This window comes from Pectobacterium polonicum (assembly GCF_005497185.1).
GTDB lineage: Bacteria > Pseudomonadota > Gammaproteobacteria > Enterobacterales > Enterobacteriaceae > Pectobacterium > Pectobacterium polonicum.
In genome coordinates this window covers 78958-99669 of the sequence record NZ_RJTN01000018.1, presented here as the reverse complement: position 1 = coordinate 99669, position 20712 = coordinate 78958, and the positions used below count along the sequence as shown (strand labels likewise).

The 20712-nt window shown below is 51.3% G+C and carries 16 protein-coding genes; 9 read left to right on the top strand and 7 right to left on the bottom strand.

Features of this window, described 5'->3' with window-relative positions; genetic code table 11:
- Positions 1 to 509 (bottom strand): ABC transporter permease (locus tag EDI29_RS16905; RefSeq protein WP_421949925.1); only part of this gene is annotated, 509 nt, incomplete at its 3' end.
- Between the two features lie 523 nt (positions 510 to 1032).
- On the opposite strand from EDI29_RS16905, the gene glgB reads away from it, so the two are divergent.
- The 6 genes from glgB (at position 1033) to EDI29_RS16875 (ending at position 11266) form a co-directional block, all read left to right on the top strand.
- The gene (glgB, locus tag EDI29_RS16900; RefSeq protein WP_137741815.1) at positions 1033 to 3210 is read left to right on the top strand and encodes a 1,4-alpha-glucan branching enzyme; all 2178 of its coding nucleotides are present in this window, start codon (positions 1033 to 1035) and stop codon (positions 3208 to 3210) included.
- A complete protein-coding gene (glgX, locus tag EDI29_RS16895) occupies positions 3211 to 5187 on the top strand; it encodes a glycogen debranching protein GlgX (protein WP_137741814.1) in 1977 nt (658 codons plus the stop codon). It begins immediately after the preceding gene.
- Between the two features lie 36 nt (positions 5188 to 5223).
- On the top strand, positions 5224 to 6501 hold the full coding sequence (glgC, locus tag EDI29_RS16890) for a glucose-1-phosphate adenylyltransferase (RefSeq protein WP_137741813.1): 1278 nt from the start codon (positions 5224 to 5226) through the stop codon (positions 6499 to 6501).
- A gap of 28 nt (positions 6502 to 6529) precedes the next feature.
- Entirely contained in the window at positions 6530 to 7969 is a 1440-nt protein-coding gene (gene glgA, locus EDI29_RS16885) for a glycogen synthase GlgA (protein ID WP_137741812.1), read from the top strand.
- 75 nt (positions 7970 to 8044) lie between these two features.
- On the top strand, positions 8045 to 10492 hold the full coding sequence (glgP, locus tag EDI29_RS16880; RefSeq protein WP_137741811.1) for a glycogen phosphorylase: 2448 nt from the start codon (positions 8045 to 8047) through the stop codon (positions 10490 to 10492).
- Between the two features lie 204 nt (positions 10493 to 10696).
- Positions 10697 to 11266 carry an NAD(P)H-dependent oxidoreductase gene (locus EDI29_RS16875; RefSeq protein WP_137741810.1) on the top strand — a complete coding sequence of 190 codons (570 nt, stop codon included), beginning with the start codon at positions 10697 to 10699 and terminating at the stop codon, positions 11264 to 11266.
- A gap of 904 nt (positions 11267 to 12170) precedes the next feature.
- Here EDI29_RS16875 and glpD read toward each other — a convergent pair.
- Positions 12171 to 13673, bottom strand: a complete 1503-nt coding sequence (glpD, locus tag EDI29_RS16865) for a glycerol-3-phosphate dehydrogenase (protein WP_137741808.1) — start codon at positions 13671 to 13673, stop codon at positions 12171 to 12173.
- Positions 13674 to 13875: 202 nt separating this feature from the next.
- Complete coding sequence (locus EDI29_RS16860) at positions 13876 to 14304, bottom strand: bleomycin resistance protein (protein WP_241664957.1); 429 nt, start codon at positions 14302 to 14304, stop codon at positions 13876 to 13878.
- A 145-nt stretch (positions 14305 to 14449) separates the two neighbouring features.
- On the opposite strand from EDI29_RS16860, the gene glpE reads away from it, so the two are divergent.
- Positions 14450 to 14773, top strand: coding sequence for a thiosulfate sulfurtransferase GlpE (gene glpE / locus EDI29_RS16855; RefSeq protein WP_107168938.1), 324 nt, complete (start codon positions 14450 to 14452; stop codon positions 14771 to 14773).
- Between the two features lie 42 nt (positions 14774 to 14815).
- Here the strand turns inward: glpE and EDI29_RS16850 are convergent, their stop codons facing one another.
- The 4 genes from EDI29_RS16850 to rbsK form a co-directional block, all read right to left on the bottom strand.
- Positions 14816 to 16114, bottom strand: a complete 1299-nt coding sequence (locus EDI29_RS16850; protein WP_137741807.1) for an MFS transporter — start codon at positions 16112 to 16114, stop codon at positions 14816 to 14818.
- A gap of 1 nt (position 16115) precedes the next feature.
- The gene (locus EDI29_RS16845) at positions 16116 to 16598 is read right to left on the bottom strand and encodes a NanQ anomerase/TabA/YiaL family protein (protein ID WP_137741806.1); all 483 of its coding nucleotides are present in this window, start codon (positions 16596 to 16598) and stop codon (positions 16116 to 16118) included.
- Between the two features lie 85 nt (positions 16599 to 16683).
- On the bottom strand, positions 16684 to 17607 hold the full coding sequence (locus EDI29_RS16840; protein ID WP_137741805.1) for a dihydrodipicolinate synthase family protein: 924 nt from the start codon (positions 17605 to 17607) through the stop codon (positions 16684 to 16686).
- Positions 17608 to 17651: 44 nt separating this feature from the next.
- Positions 17652 to 18863 (bottom strand): ribokinase, encoded by a 1212-nt coding sequence (gene rbsK, locus EDI29_RS16835; protein ID WP_137741804.1) that lies wholly within the window; start codon positions 18861 to 18863, stop codon positions 17652 to 17654.
- Positions 18864 to 19066: 203 nt separating this feature from the next.
- On the opposite strand from rbsK, the gene glpG reads away from it, so the two are divergent.
- Positions 19067 to 19900: a rhomboid family intramembrane serine protease GlpG gene (glpG, locus tag EDI29_RS16830; RefSeq protein ID WP_137741803.1), complete on the top strand. Its 834-nt coding sequence runs from the start codon at positions 19067 to 19069 to the stop codon at positions 19898 to 19900.
- 24 nt (positions 19901 to 19924) lie between these two features.
- Positions 19925 to 20683 (top strand): DeoR/GlpR family transcriptional regulator, encoded by a 759-nt coding sequence (locus EDI29_RS16825; RefSeq protein WP_005969330.1) that lies wholly within the window; start codon positions 19925 to 19927, stop codon positions 20681 to 20683.
- Positions 20684 to 20712: the final 29 nt, after the last annotated feature.

Genomic DNA, 20712 nt, shown 5'->3' with positions numbered 1-20712 from the left:
AGCAATAATCCGAGTAGCCCAAGCCAAAATATCGGCACGGAAAACCCCAGTAGAGAAATAAAGCGGACGAGGCCATCCACGAGGCCTCCCGGTTTCCAGGCGGCTAATAGCGCTAAGCCGATCCCCAGCGATGCCCCAAGCAACATGGCGCAGGTGGCCAGCTCAAGCGTGGCAGGAAAAGTATGAACCAGATCGTTCAGTACAGGTTGCCCTGTGGTGCTGGCTACCCCAAGGTCGCCATGAAATAAGCGAGTAAGGTAATACCAAAACTGCACAGGGACGGGTTTGTCCAATCCGAGGTCGTGCCGTGCTTGCTGATAGGTAGACTCACTGGCGCGATCGCCAACGACCTGCATAACAGGGTCTATGGGTGAAAAGTGGGACAGCGTAAAGGTAAAGGCGAGCAAGCCCAGTAGGGTGGTGAGGAGGGCCATCAGGCTAATAACCCATTGCTGGCTACGGTAAAAAATAGCATGAACCCATGGGAATGAGCGGAGGCTAGATATCACCATGATTAACCAGCCTGCAACTATCCTTGTTGCCTGAATGAATAATGAAATCGGGTAAAGTGATTTCAACCATGTGAAAATCCAATGAAAAGTGCGAGGTTCCTAAAATACCAATTCCCTGTCATTCCTGGATAATCAAATAATGGTTATCGTTATGCGCTTTTATCATATTGCCCGAGGCGTTCGCACAGACATGATGCCGACTAGCGCTTACTCAACGTGGGAGCGGGCTTGACGCTATAAATTCGTGTCATAACTTATTCATATAAATATAAACAGAAAATGTTGATCAATTCCCAGTTCTTTTCTGGTTTCTTGACTACGCTAAATGGAAGGGGTAGCGCGAGAACCCTTTCATAGTATTCATTATTTTTACATGTCGCCGTTATTCGTTAGCAAGCTAATAACTAATTATTTTTATTGAGTTTTATCGAAAATAAAGTTTGGGAAAAATATAAGCGCCACATAACGTTTTATCGCGCTTATTTATTTAATTCAAATGGTTAATCAAAGGATGAATACCATGTCAGCGTTTTCTGATGCGATTAATTCACTTATTTCCGGGCATTATGCCGATCCATTTTCGCTGTTAGGTATGCATCATTCCTCCGAAGGTCTTGAAGTTCGAGCACTGCTGCCGGATGCGCAGGCAGCGTGGATTGTGGATGCCAGCAATGGGCGAAAAATTGTCGAACTGGAACGTATAGACGAGCGCGGTTTTTTTTGTGGTCTGGTGCCACGCCGGAAAAATGCTTTTCACTATCAATTGGCTGTGACCTGGCGTGAAGAAACCTGGGTGATTGAAGATCCTTATCGTTTTGGTCCGCTGTTGCAGGATATGGACATTTGGCTGTTGGCCGAAGGCACCCACCTGCGTCCTTACGAGCGATTAGGCGCACATCTGGAAACGCTGGATGGGGTAGAAGGCACGCGCTTTGCCGTCTGGGCACCCAATGCGCAGCGCGTTTCGGTGGTGGGAGAATTCAACTTTTGGGATGGCCGACGGCACCCGATGCGACTGCGCCGGGAAAACGGTATTTGGGAGCTGTTTTTGCCTGATGTGAAAGCGGGGCAGCTCTACAAATATGAAATGATCGACAGCCACGGTAGCGTCCGGCTGAAGGCCGATCCGTATGCGTTTGAAGCGCAGATGCGCCCGGATACTGCATCGCTGATTACGCCGCTGCCTGAGAAAGTTGCGACCAGTGAGGCTCGCCGTGAAGCGAATGGCCTGCGTTCCCCGATCTCCATTTATGAAGTGCACCTCGGTTCCTGGCGACGGCATACGGATAACAACTTCTGGCTGAGCTATCAGGAACTGGCGAAGCAACTGATTGATTATGTGCAGTACATGGGTTTCACGCATGTGGAGCTGATGCCGATTAACGAACACCCGTTTGATGGTAGCTGGGGTTATCAGCCGCTGGGGCTGTATGCGCCAACGCGCCGCTTCGGCACCGCGTCGGAGTTCAGGGTGTTTGTTGATGCGCTCCATGATGCGGGTATTAACGTTTTGCTGGACTGGGTGCCGGGGCATTTCCCCGGTGACGAATACGGTTTGGCACAGTTTGACGGCACCGCGCTGTATGAATACGCCGATCCACGCGAAGGCTACCATCAGGATTGGAACACGCTGATTTATAACTATGGCCGTCATGAGGTGCGTAACTATCTGGCGGGCAACGCACTGTTCTGGATGGAACGCTATGGCATCGACGGGCTGCGGGTAGACGCTGTGGCCTCCATGATTTATCGCGACTACAGCCGCAGCGAAGGTGAGTGGGTGCCGAACCATTACGGTGGTAAAGAGAACCTCGAGGCGATTGCGTTTCTGCGCTACACCAACCACATGCTGGGTCATGCCGCGCCTGCGGCGATTACGCTGGCCGAAGAGTCGACCGATTATCCGGGCGTCACGCTGCCGCCTGACTGTAACGGGTTAGGGTTTCATTACAAATGGAATATGGGCTGGATGCACGACACGTTGGCCTATATGCAGCACGATCCGGTTCACCGCAAATACCATCACGATTTGCTGACATTCGGCATGTTGTACGCCTATAGCGAGAACTTCGTGCTGCCGCTGTCTCACGATGAGGTGGTGCACGGTAAGCGCTCACTGCTGGATCGTATGCCCGGCGATGTCTGGCAGAAATTTGCTAATTTACGCGCGTATTACGGCTTTATGTGGGCCTATCCCGGCAAGAAACTGCTGTTTATGGGCGGCGAATTTGCGCAAGGGCGTGAGTGGAACCACGACGCCAGTCTGGACTGGCATCTGCTGGATGAGCCGGAAGGGTGGCACCGCGGCGTGCAGACGCTGGTGCGCGATCTTAACCATTACTATCGCCAGCAGCCGTCGCTGTATCAGTTGGATTTTCAGCCGCAGGGCTTTGAATGGCTGGTGGTGGACGATCGGGAAAATTCGGTTTTTGCCTTTGTCCGGCGTGATGAACAGGGCAATGAAGTGCTGGTGGTCAGCAACTTTACGCCGGTGCCACGTTATGGCTATCGGATTGGCATTAACCAGCCCGGCGGCTGGCGAGAGGTCATCAACACCGATTCTGTTCACTACAACGGGAGCGATCAGGGCAATGTTGGGACGATTTACAGCGAGGAGTGGGGCAGCCATCAGCGCCAGCATTCCCTTGTTCTGACCATTCCACCGCTTGCCACGCTGTATCTGGTGAAGGAGGTGTAAATGGCGGAATTGCAGACGGGCAAGCCGACGCCGCTGGGAGCCAGTTTTGATGGACAGGGTGTGAATTTCGCGCTGTTTTCGGCGGATGCCGAGCGGGTTGAACTGTGTGTGTTCGACGAGCATCAGCAGGAACAGCGGATCGAACTGACCGCACGCAGCGGTGATATTTGGCATGGCTATCTTCCCGATGCACAGCCGGGCTTACGCTACGGTTTTCGGGTCGATGGGCCGTTCGAGCCGTCGCAGGGTTTACGCTTCAATCCGCATAAGCTGCTGTTAGATCCGTGCGCTCGCCAGCTTGATGGCTGGGTGGTGGATGACGCTTGCCTGCAAGGTGGGATTGATCGGCGGGATGAGCGAGATAGTGCGGAAATCATGGCGAAGTGCGTGGTCACGGCTGAGGATTACGACTGGCAAGATGACCAACATCCGCAAACGCCCTGGTGTCAGACGGTAATTTATGAGGCGCACGTTCGCGGGCTGACGCAACTGCACCCCGATATTCCCGAAGATATTCGCGGTAGCTATGCCGCGTTAGGCCATCCGGTGATGATTGACTATCTGACGTCGCTGGGCATCACGGCGCTGGAATTACTTCCCGTGCAGCAACATGCCGATGAACCACGGCTTCAGCAACTGGGGTTGCGTAACTATTGGGGCTATAACGTGCTGCTGCCGTTTGCGGTGGATAACAGCCTTGCCGCCGGTGACGACGCGCTGAATGAATTTCGGGATGCGGTGAAAGCCCTGCATAGCGCGGGTATTGAGGTCATTCTGGATGTGGTGTTCAACCATAGTGCCGAACTGGATGTCGAAGGCCCCACGCTGTGCCAGCGCGGCATCGATAACCGCAGCTATTATTGGCTGAGCGAAAGCGGCGAATACCATAACTGGACCGGCTGCGGCAATGTGCTGCGCCTGAATCATCCGACGGTGATTGACTGGGTGATGGACTGTCTGCGCTTCTGGCGCGAGGTTTGCCACATTGACGGTTTTCGTTTCGATCTGGCAACGGTGCTGGGGCGTACTCCAGATTTTACCGCCGCCGCACCGCTGCTGTCCGCTATGAAAAACGATAGTCGCTTACAGGGCTGCAAGCTGATCGCTGAGCCGTGGGATATTGGGCATGGTGGCTATCAACTGGGCCAGTTCCCGGCCCCGTTCGCCGAGTGGAGCGATCGCTATCGTGACGACATGCGCCGCTTTTGGCTGCATGGTGATATTGCTCTCGGCGCATTTGCCCGCCGCTTCGCCGCCTCCAGCGACATCTTCCAGCAGCGCGACCGCCTGCCTCACGCCTCTATCAACAAACTGACGGCTCATGACGGCTTTACGCTGCGCGATCTGGTGAGTTTCAACCACAAGCACAACGATGCCAACGGTGAAGGTAACCGTGACGGCACGGACAGTAACTTCAGCAACAACCACGGCACGGAAGGGTTAGAAGCCGATGACGACATTCGTCAACGTCGGCTGGCTAGCCAGAAGGCGCTGCTGACAACGCTGATTCTGTCGCAGGGTACGCCAATGCTGCTGGCGGGCGATGAGCTGGGGCACAGTCAGCAGGGCAACAACAACGCCTACTGCCAAGATAATGAATTGACCTGGCTGCACTGGGAAAATGCAGATCGTGGCTTGCGTGAATTTGTCGCAGGATTGATCCAACTGCGTAGCACGATCCCGGCATTACAGCAGGAAACGTGGTGGCAGGAAGGGGATGGCGCGGTGCAGTGGTTGAACCGAGAAGGGCAGCCTTTAACGCCGCAGCAGTGGGAGCACGGGGAGCATCAGCTACAGATTTTACTTTCCGGTCGTTGGCTTGTGCTGGTTAACGCCAGCCTGCATACCGGAACGTTCATTTTGCCAGAAGGCCACTGGCAGGTTTCACCGCCGTTTGATGAGACGAACCCGCCTGAAGGCGGAATTTGGCACGGACAAGCGCAGGCGGTAGGCGTCTTGATAAAACAGACCGCCTAAGCGCAAGCCATTAAAAAGAATAATCAGGAGATAGCCATGGTGAACAACGATAAGCATGACCCTCTGATGTTGGCAAGACAGCTCCCTCTGAAATCCGTGGCATTAATTTTGGCAGGAGGCCGTGGAACGCGACTGAAAGGGCTGACGGCATTGCGTGCCAAGCCTGCCGTCCATTTTGGCGGTAAATTTCGCATTATTGATTTCGCGCTCTCTAACTGCCTGAACTCCGGCATACGCCGTATTGGTGTGATTACGCAATATCAGTCGCATACGCTGGTGCAACACATTCAACGCGGCTGGTCGTTTTTGAATGCGGAAATGAACGAATTTGTGGATTTACTCCCCGCTCAGCAACGCCATTCTACCGATCATTGGTATCGGGGAACTGCAGACGCCGTTTGTCAGAATCTCGACATTATTCGGCGCTACCGTGCGGAGTATGTGGTGATCCTCGCGGGCGATCACATCTACAAGATGGACTACTCACGTATGCTGATTGATCACGTGGAGAAGGGGGCTGAGTGTACGGTCGCCTGCCTGCCCGTGCCGCTGGAAGAAGCCAATGCTTTTGGCGTCATGAGCGTGGACAAACAGCATCGCATCCTCGATTTTGCTGAAAAACCGGATAACCCGACACCGATGCCGGATAACCCCGACATGGCGCTCGCGAGCATGGGGATCTATGTTTTTAATGCGGACTATCTTTATCAATTGTTGGAAGCGGATCGCAATGCGCCGGATTCTAACCACGATTTTGGTCAGGATCTGATCCCGAAGATCGTCTCGCAGCGTTTGGCCTGGGCGCACCCTTTTACCCTGTCGTGCGTCACGTCGGGTGAAGATGAGCACCAGTATTGGCGAGATGTCGGCACGCTGGAAGCTTACTGGCGCGCCAATCTCGATCTGGCGTCCGTCACGCCGGAGTTGGATGTGTACGATCGGCACTGGCCGATTCGTTCCGCAATTGAATCGCTGCCGCCCGCCAAATTTGTTCAGGACCGCTCTGGCAGCCATGGCATGACGATGAACTCGCTGGTATCCGGGGGCTGCATCGTGTCCGGTTCGGTTGTCACGCATTCGGTGTTGTTCCCGCGTGTGCGGGTCAATTCATTTTGTAGTATCGATTCGACGGTGATCCTGCCGGATGTCAACGTGGGACGCTCCTGTCGTTTACGCCGTTGCGTGATTGATCGAGCCTGCCACTTGCCGGAAGGCATGGTGATTGGCGAAAACGCGGAAGAGGATAGCCGCCGTTTTTACCGCTCGGAGGAAGGGATCGTACTGGTCACGCGATCGATGTTGGAAAAGCTGTAAACGCCATCGGCACAAAATGGGAGTCATAATGCGGGTCTTACATGTTTGTTCAGAGCTGTTTCCACTATTGAAAACCGGCGGTCTTGCGGATGTGGCAGGTGCGTTGCCCGGCGCGCAAATTGCGGCGGGGATGGATGCCCGCGTCATCCTGCCTGCCTTCCCCGATTTGAAAAAAGGGATCGCTGATATTCAGGTTGTGCGTGAGCTGGATACGTTTGCCGGACATGTCACCTTACTGTTCGGTCATTTTAACGGCGTCGGTATTTATCTGATTGATGTGCCTGAGCTGTATGAACGCGCGGGCAGCCCTTATCACGACCCGGCACTTTATGCTTATGCTGATAACTATCTGCGGTTTGCGCTGCTGGGGTGGATGGGGTGTGAAATGGCGTGCGGGCTGGACCACTATTGGCGGCCCGATGTTGTGCATGCTCATGACTGGCACGCGGGGTTGACCTGTGCCTATCTGGCTGCACGTAATCGTCCGGCGAAATCGGTTTTTACCGTTCACAATCTGGCTTATCAAGGGCTGTTTGATGCCCGACATATGGCAGATCTCCACTTACCGAGAGACTTCTTTCAGGTCTACGGGCTGGAGTTTTACGGCCAGATTTCCTACCTCAAAGCGGGGTTGTTCTACGCCGACCACATTACGACCGTGAGCCCGACCTACGCGCATGAGATTACGCTGCCAGCCTATGGTTATGGCATGGAAGGCTTGTTACAGGCGCGTGAAGAAGAGGGGCGGCTGTCTGGCATTCTCAATGGCGTAGACGAAACGATTTGGAATCCGGCGCATGACCCTTTGCTCACGAGCCATTACAGCCGCGATGCGCTGGCGAACAAAGCGGAAAACAAACGACATCTGCAAACAGCAATGGGGCTGAAGGTTGATGACAAGGCTCCCGTGTTCGCCATTGTTAGCCGCCTGACCAGCCAGAAAGGGCTCGATATTGCGTTAAGCGCGATACCCGATCTGTTAGAGCAGGGTGGGCAACTGGTGGTGTTAGGAGCGGGGGATGCCGATTTGCAGGAAGGTTTTCTGGCCGCCGCAGCCGAATATCACGGTCAGGTTGGCGTGCAGATTGGCTATCACGAAGCCTTCTCACACCGCATTATTGGCGGTGCGGATGTCATCATGGTGCCCAGCCGATTCGAGCCCTGTGGGTTAACGCAGCTCTATGGTTTGAAGTATGGCACGTTGCCGCTGGTGCGCCGAACCGGCGGGCTGGCGGATACAGTATCGGACTGTTCGCTAGAGAATCTGGCAGATGGTCTGGCAAGCGGATTTGTCTTTAACGATTGCAGTGTGGGATCGCTATCCCGCGCGATTCGTCGTGTGTTCGTGTTGTGGTCCCGACCTACGCTATGGCGCTATGTGCAGCGTCAGGCAATGGCGATGGATTTTGGTTGGCAGGTTTCTGCTCAGGCTTATGGTGCGCTATATCAACGCTTGTATACCCACTAGTTTTCCTGCGGTACGTCATCCGCGTGCAATCTGAAAACGACAGGGTATGGTAACACTCACTTGGGAATGAATATTATGAACTCGCCGTTTATCTATACTTCACCAACGCTCAGTGTGGAAGCGCTGAAACACTCTATTGCTTACAAGCTCATGTTTAGCGTCGGGAAAGATCCCTCGATTGCGAATAAACATGACTGGCTGAACGCCACGCTGCTGGCCGTGCGCGACCGGATGGTGGAGCGCTGGCTGCGCTCAAACCGCGCACAGCTTTCGCAGGATGTACGGCAGGTGTATTACCTGTCGATGGAGTTTTTGCTGGGGCGGACGTTGTCGAACGCGCTGCTGGCGATGGGATTGTATGATGATCTGAAAGCGGCGCTGGATGGTATGGGGCTGGAACTGGACGATCTGCTACAGGAAGAAAATGACCCTGGCTTAGGGAACGGTGGCCTGGGGCGTCTGGCCGCCTGTTTCCTCGATTCGCTGGCGACGATGGCTCTGCCGGGGCGCGGCTACGGTATTCGCTACGAATACGGCATGTTCAAACAAAATATCGTTAACGGCAAGCAGGCCGAATCACCGGACTACTGGCTGGAATACGGCAATGCATGGGAATTCCCACGCCACAGCACGCGTTACAAAGTGCGGTTTGGGGGACGTATCCAGCAGGAAGGCAGCAAAATGCGCTGGCTGGAAACGGAAGAGGTTATCGCGTGCGCCTACGACCAAATCATTCCCGGTTTCGATACCGATGCCACCAATACATTGCGTCTGTGGGGGGCGCAGGCCAGTAACGAAATCAATTTAGGTAAATTCAATCAGGGCGACTATTTTGCGGCGGTAGAAGATAAAAACCACTCGGAAAACGTGTCACGCGTGCTGTATCCCGATGATTCCACCTATTCTGGCCGCGAGCTGCGTTTGCGTCAGGAATACTTTCTGGTTTCCGCAACGGTGCAGGACATCCTCAACCGCCATTGGATGATGCATAAGACCTATGCCAATCTGGCGGAAAAATTCGCCATCCACCTGAACGATACGCATCCGGTGCTGGCGATCCCAGAGTTGATGCGTTTGCTGATCGATGAGCATAAATTCAAATGGATAGAGGCGTGGACCGTGGTGAGGAAGGTCTTCTCCTATACCAACCACACGCTGATGCAGGAAGCGCTGGAAACCTGGCCGGTTGATATGCTGGGTAAAATCCTGCCGCGCCACCTGCAATTAATTTTCGAAATTAACGAACATTTTCTGGAGTACGTGCAGAAAGAAGTTCCCGATGACAACGAACTGCTGGCACGGGTTTCCATCATTGATGAAAATAACGGGCGTAAAATACGGATGGCGTGGCTAGCGGTGATCGCCAGCCATAAAGTGAACGGCGTATCGGAACTGCATTCGGATCTGATGGTGCAGTCCCTGTTTGCTGATTTCGCCCGACTCTTCCCCAATCGCTTCTGTAATAAAACCAATGGTGTCACGCCGCGGCGCTGGCTGGCGCTGGCCAACCCGTCGCTCTCTAAGCTGTTGGATGACACCATCGGACAGACCTGGCGTACCGATCTGAGCCAGTTGAGCGAACTTAAACAACATATCGATTACCCGGCGTTTGTGCAGAAAATCCGTAAGGTGAAACTAAAGAACAAAGTGCGTTTAGCGACCTATATGGCGGAAAACCTGAATATTGTGGTTAACCCGGAATCGCTGTTTGATGTGCAGATTAAGCGTATTCACGAATACAAACGGCAACTGCTGAACGTGTTGCACGTCATCACGCTTTATAACCGCATTAAGGACGATCCCGGCGTCGAGCGTGTTCCGCGTGTTGTCATCTTTGCGGGCAAGGCGGCATCGGCCTATTACATGGCGAAGCACATCATTAACTTGATCAACGACGTCGGGAAGGTGATCAACAACGATCAGACTCTGCACGATAAGCTGAAGGTCGTCTTCATCCCGAACTATAGCGTGAGTCTGGCGCAGCTGATCATTCCAGCGGCGGATCTCTCTGAACAGATCTCGCTGGCGGGGACGGAAGCATCCGGCACCAGTAATATGAAATTTGCACTGAATGGCGCGCTGACGATCGGCACGTTGGATGGGGCGAATGTCGAAATGCTGGAACATATTGGTGAAGAGAATATGTTTATCTTCGGTAATACGACTGAGCAGGTCGAAGCGTTGCGCCAGAACGGTTACAACCCACGGCAATATTACGATCAGGATGAAGAGTTGCGCCGTGTGTTGACGCAAATCACTACGGGCATCTTCAGCCCTGATGACAGCCGACGTTACAGCGATCTGTTTGATTCACTGGTGAACTTTGGCGATTACTATCAGCTATTGGCCGACTATCGCAGCTATGTGGATACGCAAGATCGGGTTGACGAGTTGTATCAGAACAAGGACGAATGGGCGCGTAGTGCCATCCAGAATATTGCCAACATGGGTTATTTCTCGTCTGACCGCACCATCGGCGAATATGCAGAAGATATCTGGAATATTAAACCGATACGGTTGTGATGAAACACCATCATTAGCAGGATGATGGAGAACTGGCGTTCCGCATATGGCGAACGCCTTTTTTAATTATATCAATGGATTGCTATTGATTATCACAATGAAATGCATCCGAAAAATTGTGTATCTGAAATAAAAACCACCATGGATACCCGTGCGTGTTAGCATATTTCGCCGACTTTTATGCTAAAGATTAAATGGAATTTTATGATTACTATTATTTTTTCACACCCATGGCACGGCAGTTTCTGCCAATTTTTACTGAATAATATCACGACGGAATTATCTAAGCAGGGCAAACCTTACCAACTGATTGACCTACATAAAGATAATTTTAATCCTGTCCTGACAGAGTCTGAGTTGTCTTTATATTCTAAAGGCGGGCATACCGATCCTTTAGTCGAAAAATATCAAGATATGCTGAAAAATTCGGATGAAGTTATTGTGGTCTTTCCTATTTGGTGGATGGGGATGCCAGCAATACTGAAAGGTTTTTTTGATAAAGTGATGCTGAATGGGTTTTCCTGGTACTACAACGAGGAGCAACAAAAATTATTGCCGTTGCTGAACATTGAAAAAACGACGGTCGTCACGACGTCGGAAGAAGAAACCTCGTTTATTATCAAAGAAGGCGACTCGATTCGTGACGCTATTTTCCATTGCATGACGGCAGTAGGATTGAAAAATGGAAAATGGATAAACTGCGATCATATTACTCAACGTAGTGATGCACAGAGAATGGATTTTATTACGGATGTGTTAAACGCGATACGCTAAGTCATTCACGCTTCAGAGAGCGTTAATTTTAAAAAACACAGGCGTTCAATGAACGCCTGCTTATTATAGTTAGCCCGCATGATGCGCGTGTTTTTTATGCAGATATTTCAACGTCAACGAGCCAAAGATTGGAATAGTGAGCAGAATGATAAAAAATAAAAGTAAATCTATGTAATCCAAATCTATGACTGTAATGATAAATAAAAAAATAAAGCTCGCCATCGTGACTATAAAATACTTTTTGATTATGAAATGTAAACAAATAGAAACAAACCCAACAAGTATGATGTAACTGGATATAATAATCCCTGCTACAAGATCCCAACTATTAAAAAAATTCGTATCACTATATCGTTCACCGCAAAAAAAAGCATATAAAAATGATAAGAAACACCAAAGAAACGTTGGTGCTAAAAAAGCATAAATAATAGATGACTTGTTTATTTTTACCCTATTGTTATCCGCTTTCAACGATGTATCCTGGTTCATCATCATCCTTAATTGTATTACTCATAACATTAAAGCCAATATTTATACTGTATCATCCTGATATATTCAAACAACTTCAAGCTGCATTGGCGTGCTTGATATTCCCCGTTGTGCTGCTGCCAACACGGGCTATTTCTCGTCTGACCGACCTATACCCCAAATAATTCGAGTTGCAGGAAGGCGGCAAGAGAGGGAGTCCCGATGAGCTTACTCAGGTAAGTGATTCGGGTGAGTAAACGCATCCAACGCACCTGCGGCTTGAAGTATTACGGGTATATCGACGAGTGTGCAGAAGATATCGGAATATCAAACCAATACGGCTGTGATGGCGTGTTGCTGATATAAAAAAGCGCCGTAGGTAACAACCTACGGCGCTTTTGTATTTGCAGTAAAAGGCGTTTGCAGTGACCGCGGATTAACCCGCTTTTGCCATCTGCTGTTGGCGGTAGCCTGCTAACCAGTCGCTGATGCGCTGTTTCTGCGCGTCGTCAAAGCGCATGCCCAGTTTGGTGCGACGCCAGATGACGTCGTCCAGCGTGACAGCCCACTCTTTCTCAACCAGATAGCGCAGTTCCACCTCATACAAGTCATGACCGAAATCTTCACCCAGATCGCTGAGGCTTTTCACGTTTGCCAGAATGAGTTCGCTGTTTGAGCCGTAGGTGCGGCTGTAACGGCGCGTCAGTGATTCAGGCAGATTGAAGCGACGACGCAGCGCAGCGGCGTAGTCATCACGCGTGCCAGCAATATCACCGCCCGGCAGTACTGCACCTTTCGTCCAGGCTTTGCCTGCCTGCGGATAATATTTGTGCAACTTGTCCAGCGCGTGCTCTGCCAGCTTACGATATGTCGTCAGCTTGCCGCCAAACACGGAAAGCAGTGGAGCCTGACCGTTATCATCATCGACTGACAGCGTGTAATCACGCGTAATCGCCTGTGGAGAATCGGATTCGTCATCACACAGCGGACGCACGCCGGAATAAGTCCAAACGATATCGTCACGTGTGAGCTGCTGTTTGAAATGGTCGTTATACACATCCAGCAGATAGCCGACTTCGTTATCATCGATCTTCACATCGTGCGGATTACCCTTGTATTCCACGTCGGTGGTGCCGATGATCGAATAATCGTCCTGCCACGGGATCACGAACACAATACGGTGATCTTTGTTTTGCAGAATATACGCCTGCGGCTGGTTGTGAACCTTTGGCACCACGATGTGGCTGCCTTTGATCAAACGGATACCGTAAGGTGATTTCAGCTGTAAGCCATCATCAAAGAATTCTTTCACCCACGGACCCGTGGCGTTCACCAGACCTTTGGTGCGCCAGGTGAAGGTTTCACCGGTCAGTGAATCAACCGCATCGACAATCCACACGCCTTGTTCGCGGCGAGCACGGGTCACTTTGGTACGGGTACGGACTTCTCCGCCGCGTTTTGTCACTTCCTGCGCGTTTAACACCACCAGACGCGCATCGTCCACCCAGCAGTCCGAATATTCAAAGCCTTGCTTCAGTTCAGGCTTAAGCACCGAATCTGCTCCGAATTTCAATCCCTTACTGGCAGGCAGGCTAACGCGTTTGCCAATGTTGTCGTACATGAACAGGCCGATACGAATCATCCAGGCCGGACGCAGGTGCGGCTGATGGGGCAAACGAAAGCGCATCGGGAAAATAATGTGCGGGGCCATTTTTAGCAGCGTTTCACGCTCAGACAGCGCTTCGCTGACCAAACGAAACTCATAGTGCTCAAGGTAACGCAGGCCACCGTGAATCAGCTTGGAGCTGGCGGAGGACGTGGCACAGGCGAGATCCTGTGCTTCCAACAACAGGACTGATAAACCCCGCCCAGCCGCATCTGCGGCGATGCCTGCACCGTTAATTCCGCCGCCGATAACGATGAGATCTTTGGTTTCCACGTTTCTTCCTCCACCCTCGAATAAATCAAAATGTTCGTTTTCGAGCATTATAATAATCGAAAACAAACAAATCAGCCAATGGTTAACCAAATAAAAACATTTATGCGTGATGGAGCTAACAATATGATGATAATTGTCACATTAAAATAAGGGGTATTGGAGGGTTTTTGGGGCTCTTCTTGACGATATAGCCCTGTAGGCGTTACGGCTGTTCGATATATTGGCTGAAGCGTAAGAGATAACCATCGGGGTCCTGCACCAAAAACTCTCGCTGGCAGGCTTTTGTCGCGTTCTCGCTGTCGTCTATTGTGTAATAGTTATCTCTCAGCGGTCGGTAAAGCGGGATGCGATGATGCGCCAGGCTGTCCAGTAGTGGCATCACGTCGTCTACCTCAATCTGAAGATTGATACCCCGTCCCAAAGGCCTGATGAGCGCCTCCGTGTTCCATCCTCCATCGTGAAACGCTTCCAGCATTAGCTGTGCCTCGCCGAGACTGAGATAGGCAAATTCTGGATTCTCACGGCGAATCGTTATGGAGAAACCGAGTATGTTCACGTAGAAATGCAGAGAGGTGGAAAAGTCCGTCACGGTAAGTTCAGGCACCATGCGGTTCCAGTAGGTTTGTGTCATAGCGTTACCATTTTTATCGTCATGCGAAGCGCTGTTTTTCTTAATAACCTTATAATCATATAGGTTTTATGCTGTCAAAGGCAGGTTACAATGACGCCAGTTGTTACTAACATCCTGTCTATTATTAACAAGGTTGTCACTTTCGATGGAACAATTTGAAGCTATTAGTATTGAGCAAGCCCATTCCCGCTGGCAGGAAGGGGGCGTTGTCGTTGATATTCGCGATCCACAGAGCTTTGCCACTGCTCATGTTCCCGGTGCGATGCACCTGACGAATGAGAGCCTGTCTGACTTTGTGCGCGGTGCTGACTTCGATGCGCCAGTCATGGTGATTTGCTACCACGGCATTAGCAGCCGCAATGCCGCGCAGTACCTGATTAGCCTGGGATTTGATTCGGTGTACAGCATTGATGGTGGCTTTGAAGCCTGGCAACACCGTTACCCGCAGGATGTGTTACCACCCGTGTGAAAGTGGAAACCTGCTGCGTTTGACGGCGCAGCAGGCGAACCATTATTGCTCAGCCGGTAACGGCTTTTTGACAAATACGCCGTAGCTGATAGCACCTAGCATAAGTAAACTGGCACCGAAGATAAACACGTTGGTGAAAGCACCTGTCATATCAAGAATGATACCCGTGACGATGGGAGCACTGGCCGCGCCGAGAAAACCGCCGAAGTTCTGGATGGCACCAAGGGAGGCAACCTGTGCTTTCGGGGCGATATCGGTCGCTAGCGTCCAGATCACGCCAGAAGGCATCTGAGAAAAGAAATATCCCAGAGAAAGCAGCGCGATACATAATGTTGTGTCACTGACGAACGGCACGGGAGCGACGCAACACGCCGCGAGAGCTGCGCCGCATACAATGGGGATCTTGCGCGCGGTAATGGTGTTAGTGCCGCGGCGAATCAGACGATCTGAAATTATCCCTCCGCATAGCACGCCTAAAATACCCGCCATGAACGGAATCGATGCGACCCAACCTGTTTTCATCAAGCTGAATCCAAGAGAACGCTCCAGATAGCTGGGTAGCCAGGTGAGATAGACCCAAATGGTAAACATGATGGAGAAATTACCCAGAATCATGAACCAGGTTGTCTTGTGTTTAAACAGAGAGCCCCAGCTTGCTTTTGGCGCGTCTGGCTTTTGCGTTTCCGTGGCTTCGACGGGGCCATGGATTTCAACTTCTTCCTGTGGCGTTGGGTTACGGTAGAGCTTCATCCAGACCAGGAGGAGCGGAATACCCGCCAGCCCAATGGCGATAAACATGCCGCGCCAGCCCAGAGTTAACAACAGAATGGTCAAAATTGGTGGTGCAATCGCGTTGGCGATTTGCGAACCCGTATTGATGATGGCGGTGGGTAGGCCGCGTTCATTACTTGGGAACCAACGGTGGGTGATTTTAATGCCGGAGGTGAAGAACGGTGATTCAGACACCCCGAGTAGCATACGCAGGCCATAGAACATGGCGTAGCCATTGACGAACCCTGCCAGAATGGTGAACCCAGACCAGAGACCGAGAGCCCAGGAAAACATTTTTTTCGGGCCGAACTTATCGACCAGCCAGCCAGCAGGCAGGTTCGCGATGGCATACGGCCATAAGAATGCGGAGAGCAGGAGTCCCATCTGTGTGGAACTGAAGCCAAACTCTTTTGAAATGGTGGTGTTGGCGATACTGAGATTAGCGCGGTCAAGATAATTCACCACGGCGGCAATCAGTAATATGAAGATAATATTCCAACGCAGACGAGATATTTTCTGCGAAGGTTGCGTTACAGCAGCAGGTGTAGATGAGGTAGTTGTCTGTTTCATTTTATTTATTTTCCGTAAACAGGCTGAGGTGAATCTTGATTACCGCTTTGCGGATAAAAGATTCACCGTGCGTTTGACAACAAGGGCGATGTAAATCTTCGGGAAAAAATACGGCAAACATTCCGGGCAGCAGATGAATAAAGGATTCGTTTCGCGTGTCGGTATAAAATACAATATCGTTTTGTTCCGCTTTATTTTCGATAACCGTATGTTCTTTGGCTCCACGCGCCACACCAATACTCTCTTCTCCAGAAATGAGGTATTGAATATCAACAAAATTAAAGTGTGATTCTGCTCGCATTTGTGTAGCAGGCACCGTAGAGGTTTCTTGCAGCAGGCAAAACATCTTGCCTGGAATAATATCGTATTTCCCTGGTGCTAATCTGGCGAAATCAGTTTGATTAATATAATCAATCCCTTTTTGGATAATAGGATGCAGGGCATGTTTTTCCTGCGCCCAATCGCGCTGATCGCAAATAATCATGATAAAATATTCCCCTGTGAATGCGGTTTTTTATATAGGGTAACGAGAAAATCTATTTATTCCCGTTACCCGTAGACGCTTATTTTTATCGTGTGATTTTTTTCTGGTAGTGTTCTGTTCCGTGTCGAATTTGATCGAGGATGACGGTTAATCCCCAATATTTTTCCAGTACGTCATCTTTATTGACGCGACACTGAATGCTGGTAAAGGTGCCGAGGCGCTGATGGTAAACCTTGGCATTTTTCGGGTAGCCCAAGGTTTCAGTCACGGCGGCCAGTGACAGGAAGTCGGCCAGTTCTTCTGCCAGCGCAGGGTTCTCTTGATGATGGTGATATAACCATACATACAGTTCAGGATGGAAATTGGTGAATACGCCGCTAAAGCCGCGTGAACCCGCTTTCATCGCGGGGAACGCGATAGCGGCATTGGCGTTAATGATATTGAGCGGTGTTCCCTGCACCAACGCCACACGGCGGGTGACGGTAGCCAGGTCACAGCTGACGTCTTTTAGCACCACAAAACGGCCTGTATTGGCGCAATAGGTCAGCTCTTCATCACTCAATAGCCGACGATAAGGAGCCGGGCATTCGTAGAGGCCGAGTGGCAGCGTCTTTGGCAGGGCGTCCAACAGATGATTCAGATTGGCAAAGAAGGTATCGCTGCCCGCTTTCTGCGGATCGAGGTGATTAGTGACCAGCACCAGTGCGTCAATGCCGGTTTCCGCCATCGCAGAAAGTTCTTCAACCTGTGCATTGAGATCGTCGCTGATATGGCCGGAGGCAATCACCGGTATACGGCCTTGCACGTGTTCCACCACAAAGCGCGCCACGGCCACCCGTTCTTCTAACGAGAGAAACTGCATTTCGCTAGACTGGCACACGGCGAACAGCGCATCGACGTTTTTGTCTATGTACCAGTCAATGAGCTTCGCCAGACCGGGATAATCGACGTCGTTCTGTTCGGTGAACGGGGTCAGCATGACAGGGACGATACCATCAATTGTTTTCATTTCTTTATTCTCCAAAAAACAGCGGTTGCGGGCGATTTTCCGCGTTAGCGTTGCGATAAACGTGCAATAACTTGTTGATGTTCAGGCATGTTAGAGGCCCCTTCACGCTCAACGGCAAGGGAGGCAAAAGCGGAGGCGTATGTGGCGGCCTGCACCAGGTTCTGCCCGTTAGCGAGCGCGGCGGCAAACGCGCCGTTGAATGCATCTCCTGCGCCGGTCGTATCGACACCCAGTGCCGGAAAGGCGGGAATATGCTGTAACTGCTTGCCGTCCAATAACAGCGCACCGCGGGAACCCATGGTGATAATCACGCGTTTGGCTCCCATGGCAGCGATTTTCAGCGCCGCTTGTTTGGCATCGTCAACATCGTGAATATCAATGCCGGATAAAAGCGAGGCTTCCGTCTCGTTAGGCGTGATGACATCGAGATAATCCAGATAGGGCAGAATCTCACTGGAGTAGGGCGCGGGGTTAAGAATCACTTTCTTGCCCAGCGTATGGGCCAGCTTGATCGCGTTCAGCGTTGCAGAAAAGTTATTCTCTAACTGCACCAGCAGCACGTCTGAGGTGGTGAGCTCTGACGCAATGGCGGCCACTTCGTCATCAGTAATGGTTTGGTTAGCACCGGGGTGGATGGCGATCATGTTTTCGCCGTTTTGCTGCGAGACGTAAATGATCGCGTTACCCGTGGGCTCGCTATCTGACTGATACAACTTGAACGAGTGGATGTCTGATGCCGTAAAATGATCGTAGGCAAACTGGCTAAATTGGTCGGTACCCACTTTAGCGATGAAATAAACCTGTGCACCTGCCCGACTGGCAGCCATTGCCTGGTTAGCGCCTTTGCCCCCAGGGCCGATCGCGCTGCCCTGAGCCATGATGGATTCGCCGCCCTTGGGAAAACGCATCACCTTGGCGACGATATCAACATTGAACGATCCTAAAATACACACCTTGCCGTTCATCGAGTTTCCTTTCTGTTTACTGGTTTGATGTCTGTTCTGTTTTTCTAACCGCTTCAGCAGCACTTCGAAATTCTCGCCAGACGGGGCGATTAATTCGGACTGTAAGAGACGTCGTACGATCATGGCTCCGCCGTAGCAGCGCTGAATCAGGTTCAACCGTGCCAGTTGATTCAAATCACTGCGGATAGTCTCTTTGCTAACGGCAAAGGCCGTTGCCAGATAATCGACGCTGGCGCGTTCATGTTTGGCCAGATAGGCCAGAATCTGATTACGTCTTTCTTCTAGAAACATGCTTACCTCAGTTGTTGGCTATGAGCCTAAAGGAGAGTCTGCGGCTAAAAAGTGACTACTGTCATAGGATGATCGGTGAAACGGAAGTAAACGGAAGTGGGTAGAATGTTATCGGTTAAGAAGGGCGTTTTTACTTTTTCCGCCCCTGCCCGGGAAGCAATATGATATTTTTAGGTAAATCTATTCGCTACGGATACACACCCATGCCAATCCGCGTTATCGCTCTCTCCAACCCGCGTCTGGCTCAGGCATTTGTCGATTACATGCGTACGCAGCAGATCCATCTGGAGATGCGGCCTCAGGGGCATGAAGCTGAGCTGTGGCTAGACGATGAAACACAGCTGAGAAGCGTTCAGGAAGCGCTGGAGATTTTTCTGCGCGACCCGACAAACCCACGCTATCTGGCAGCCAGTTGGCAAACGGGATCGATGGACTCTGGTATTCAATACCAACGCTATTCTTTCCTGCAAACCTTGAAACAAAAGGCTGGGCCGCTGACGCTATCCGTGATGGTGGTGACGATTGCGGTGTTTATCCTGATGCAGATTTCGGGCTATGAGAGCGTGATGGCCTGGCTAGCCTTTCCGGCTGAAGGGCAGCAGGCACAGCTATGGCGCTGGTTTAGTCATGCTTTGTTGCACTTTTCCCCGCTGCATATTTTGTTCAATCTGATGTGGTGGTGGTATTTGGGCGGGCCGGTTGAGAAAGTGTTGGGGACTGGCAAATTGTTGGTTATCACGCTGGTTTCCGCACTGGTCAGCGGCTGGGCGCAGTCTTGGTTTAGCGGCACCTATTTTGGTGGCCTGTCTGGCGTTGTCTATGCTCTGATGGGCTACGTCTGGCTACGAGGGGAAAGAGAGCCTGACGGTTATTTGGCTATGCCGCGCAGCCTGATGGCCTTCGCTTTACTGTGGTTGGTTGCCGGATATTTCGATATTTTAGGCATGTCGATCGCGAATGCAGCGCATGTGGCAGGGCTGATTGTCGGGCTATTGATGGCCTTTTGGGACACGTATAATAAAACAAACCCCCGGTAAATCGGGGCGTCTTAGGGGATAAATGTGAAGCAGACACAACGGCATGACGCCATTATTGAACTGGTGCGTCGGCAGGGGTATGTCAGTACTGAAGAGCTGGTGGATCATTTTGCGGTGAGCCCGCAAACGATTCGTCGTGATTTGAACGATCTGGCCGAGCAAAATAAAATCCATCGCCACCACGGCGGTGCGGCATTGCCATCCAGTTCGGTTAACACGGCTTATCACGATCGTAAAATGATGTGGTCAGATGAAAAGGCACGTATTGCCCGTCGGGTGGCGAGCCAGATTCCAGACGGGGCGACCTTGTTTATCGATATCGGCACCACGCCTGAAGCGGTGGCCTATGCGCTGATGCAGCATAAGGATCTGCGCGTGGTCACCAATAACCTGAATGTAGCAACGCTACTGACCGCAAAAGAGGATTTTCGCCTGATTTTGGCCGGTGGCGAAGTACGCACCCGTGATGGCGGTATTATGGGGGAGGCGACGCTCGATTTTATCTCTCAGTTCCGTCTGGATTTTGGCATTTTGGGCATCAGCGGTATTGACATGGATGGGTCATTACTGGAGTTTGATTATCATGAAGTGCGCACAAAACGGGCGATTATTGAAAATTCTCGCTGCGTGATGCTGGTGACGGATCATTCCAAGTTTGGCCGTAATGCGATGGTGAACTTGGGCAACATGGATTTGATCGACTATCTTTTTACCGATCAGTCACCACCACCCAGCGTACTGAAAATTATTGAACAACATAAGGTACAGTTGGAGTTGTGTTGAACCCGATGTGCCTTTTCCATGACGGACAA

Excerpts from the sequence above, each read along its gene's own strand:
- glgX (WP_137741814.1), top strand. The coding sequence starts at position 3,211 with ATGGCGGAATTGCAGACGGGCAAGCCGACGCCGCTGGGAGCCAGTTTT.
- glpG (WP_137741803.1), top strand. The coding sequence starts at position 19,067 with ATGCCAATCCGCGTTATCGCTCTCTCCAACCCGCGTCTGGCTCAGGCA.
- glgP (WP_137741811.1), top strand. The coding sequence starts at position 8,045 with ATGAACTCGCCGTTTATCTATACTTCACCAACGCTCAGTGTGGAAGCG.
- EDI29_RS16875 (WP_137741810.1), top strand. The coding sequence starts at position 10,697 with ATGATTACTATTATTTTTTCACACCCATGGCACGGCAGTTTCTGCCAA.
- glpE (WP_107168938.1), top strand. The coding sequence starts at position 14,450 with ATGGAACAATTTGAAGCTATTAGTATTGAGCAAGCCCATTCCCGCTGG.
- glgC (WP_137741813.1), top strand. The coding sequence starts at position 5,224 with ATGGTGAACAACGATAAGCATGACCCTCTGATGTTGGCAAGACAGCTC.
- glgA (WP_137741812.1), top strand. The coding sequence starts at position 6,530 with ATGCGGGTCTTACATGTTTGTTCAGAGCTGTTTCCACTATTGAAAACC.
- EDI29_RS16850 (WP_137741807.1), bottom strand. The coding sequence starts at position 16,114 with ATGAAACAGACAACTACCTCATCTACACCTGCTGCTGTAACGCAACCT.
- EDI29_RS16860 (WP_241664957.1), bottom strand. The coding sequence starts at position 14,304 with ATGACACAAACCTACTGGAACCGCATGGTGCCTGAACTTACCGTGACG.
- EDI29_RS16845 (WP_137741806.1), bottom strand. The coding sequence starts at position 16,598 with ATGATTATTTGCGATCAGCGCGATTGGGCGCAGGAAAAACATGCCCTG.
- rbsK (WP_137741804.1), bottom strand. The coding sequence starts at position 18,863 with ATGTTTCTAGAAGAAAGACGTAATCAGATTCTGGCCTATCTGGCCAAA.
- EDI29_RS16840 (WP_137741805.1), bottom strand. The coding sequence starts at position 17,607 with ATGAAAACAATTGATGGTATCGTCCCTGTCATGCTGACCCCGTTCACC.
- glgB (WP_137741815.1), top strand. The coding sequence starts at position 1,033 with ATGTCAGCGTTTTCTGATGCGATTAATTCACTTATTTCCGGGCATTAT.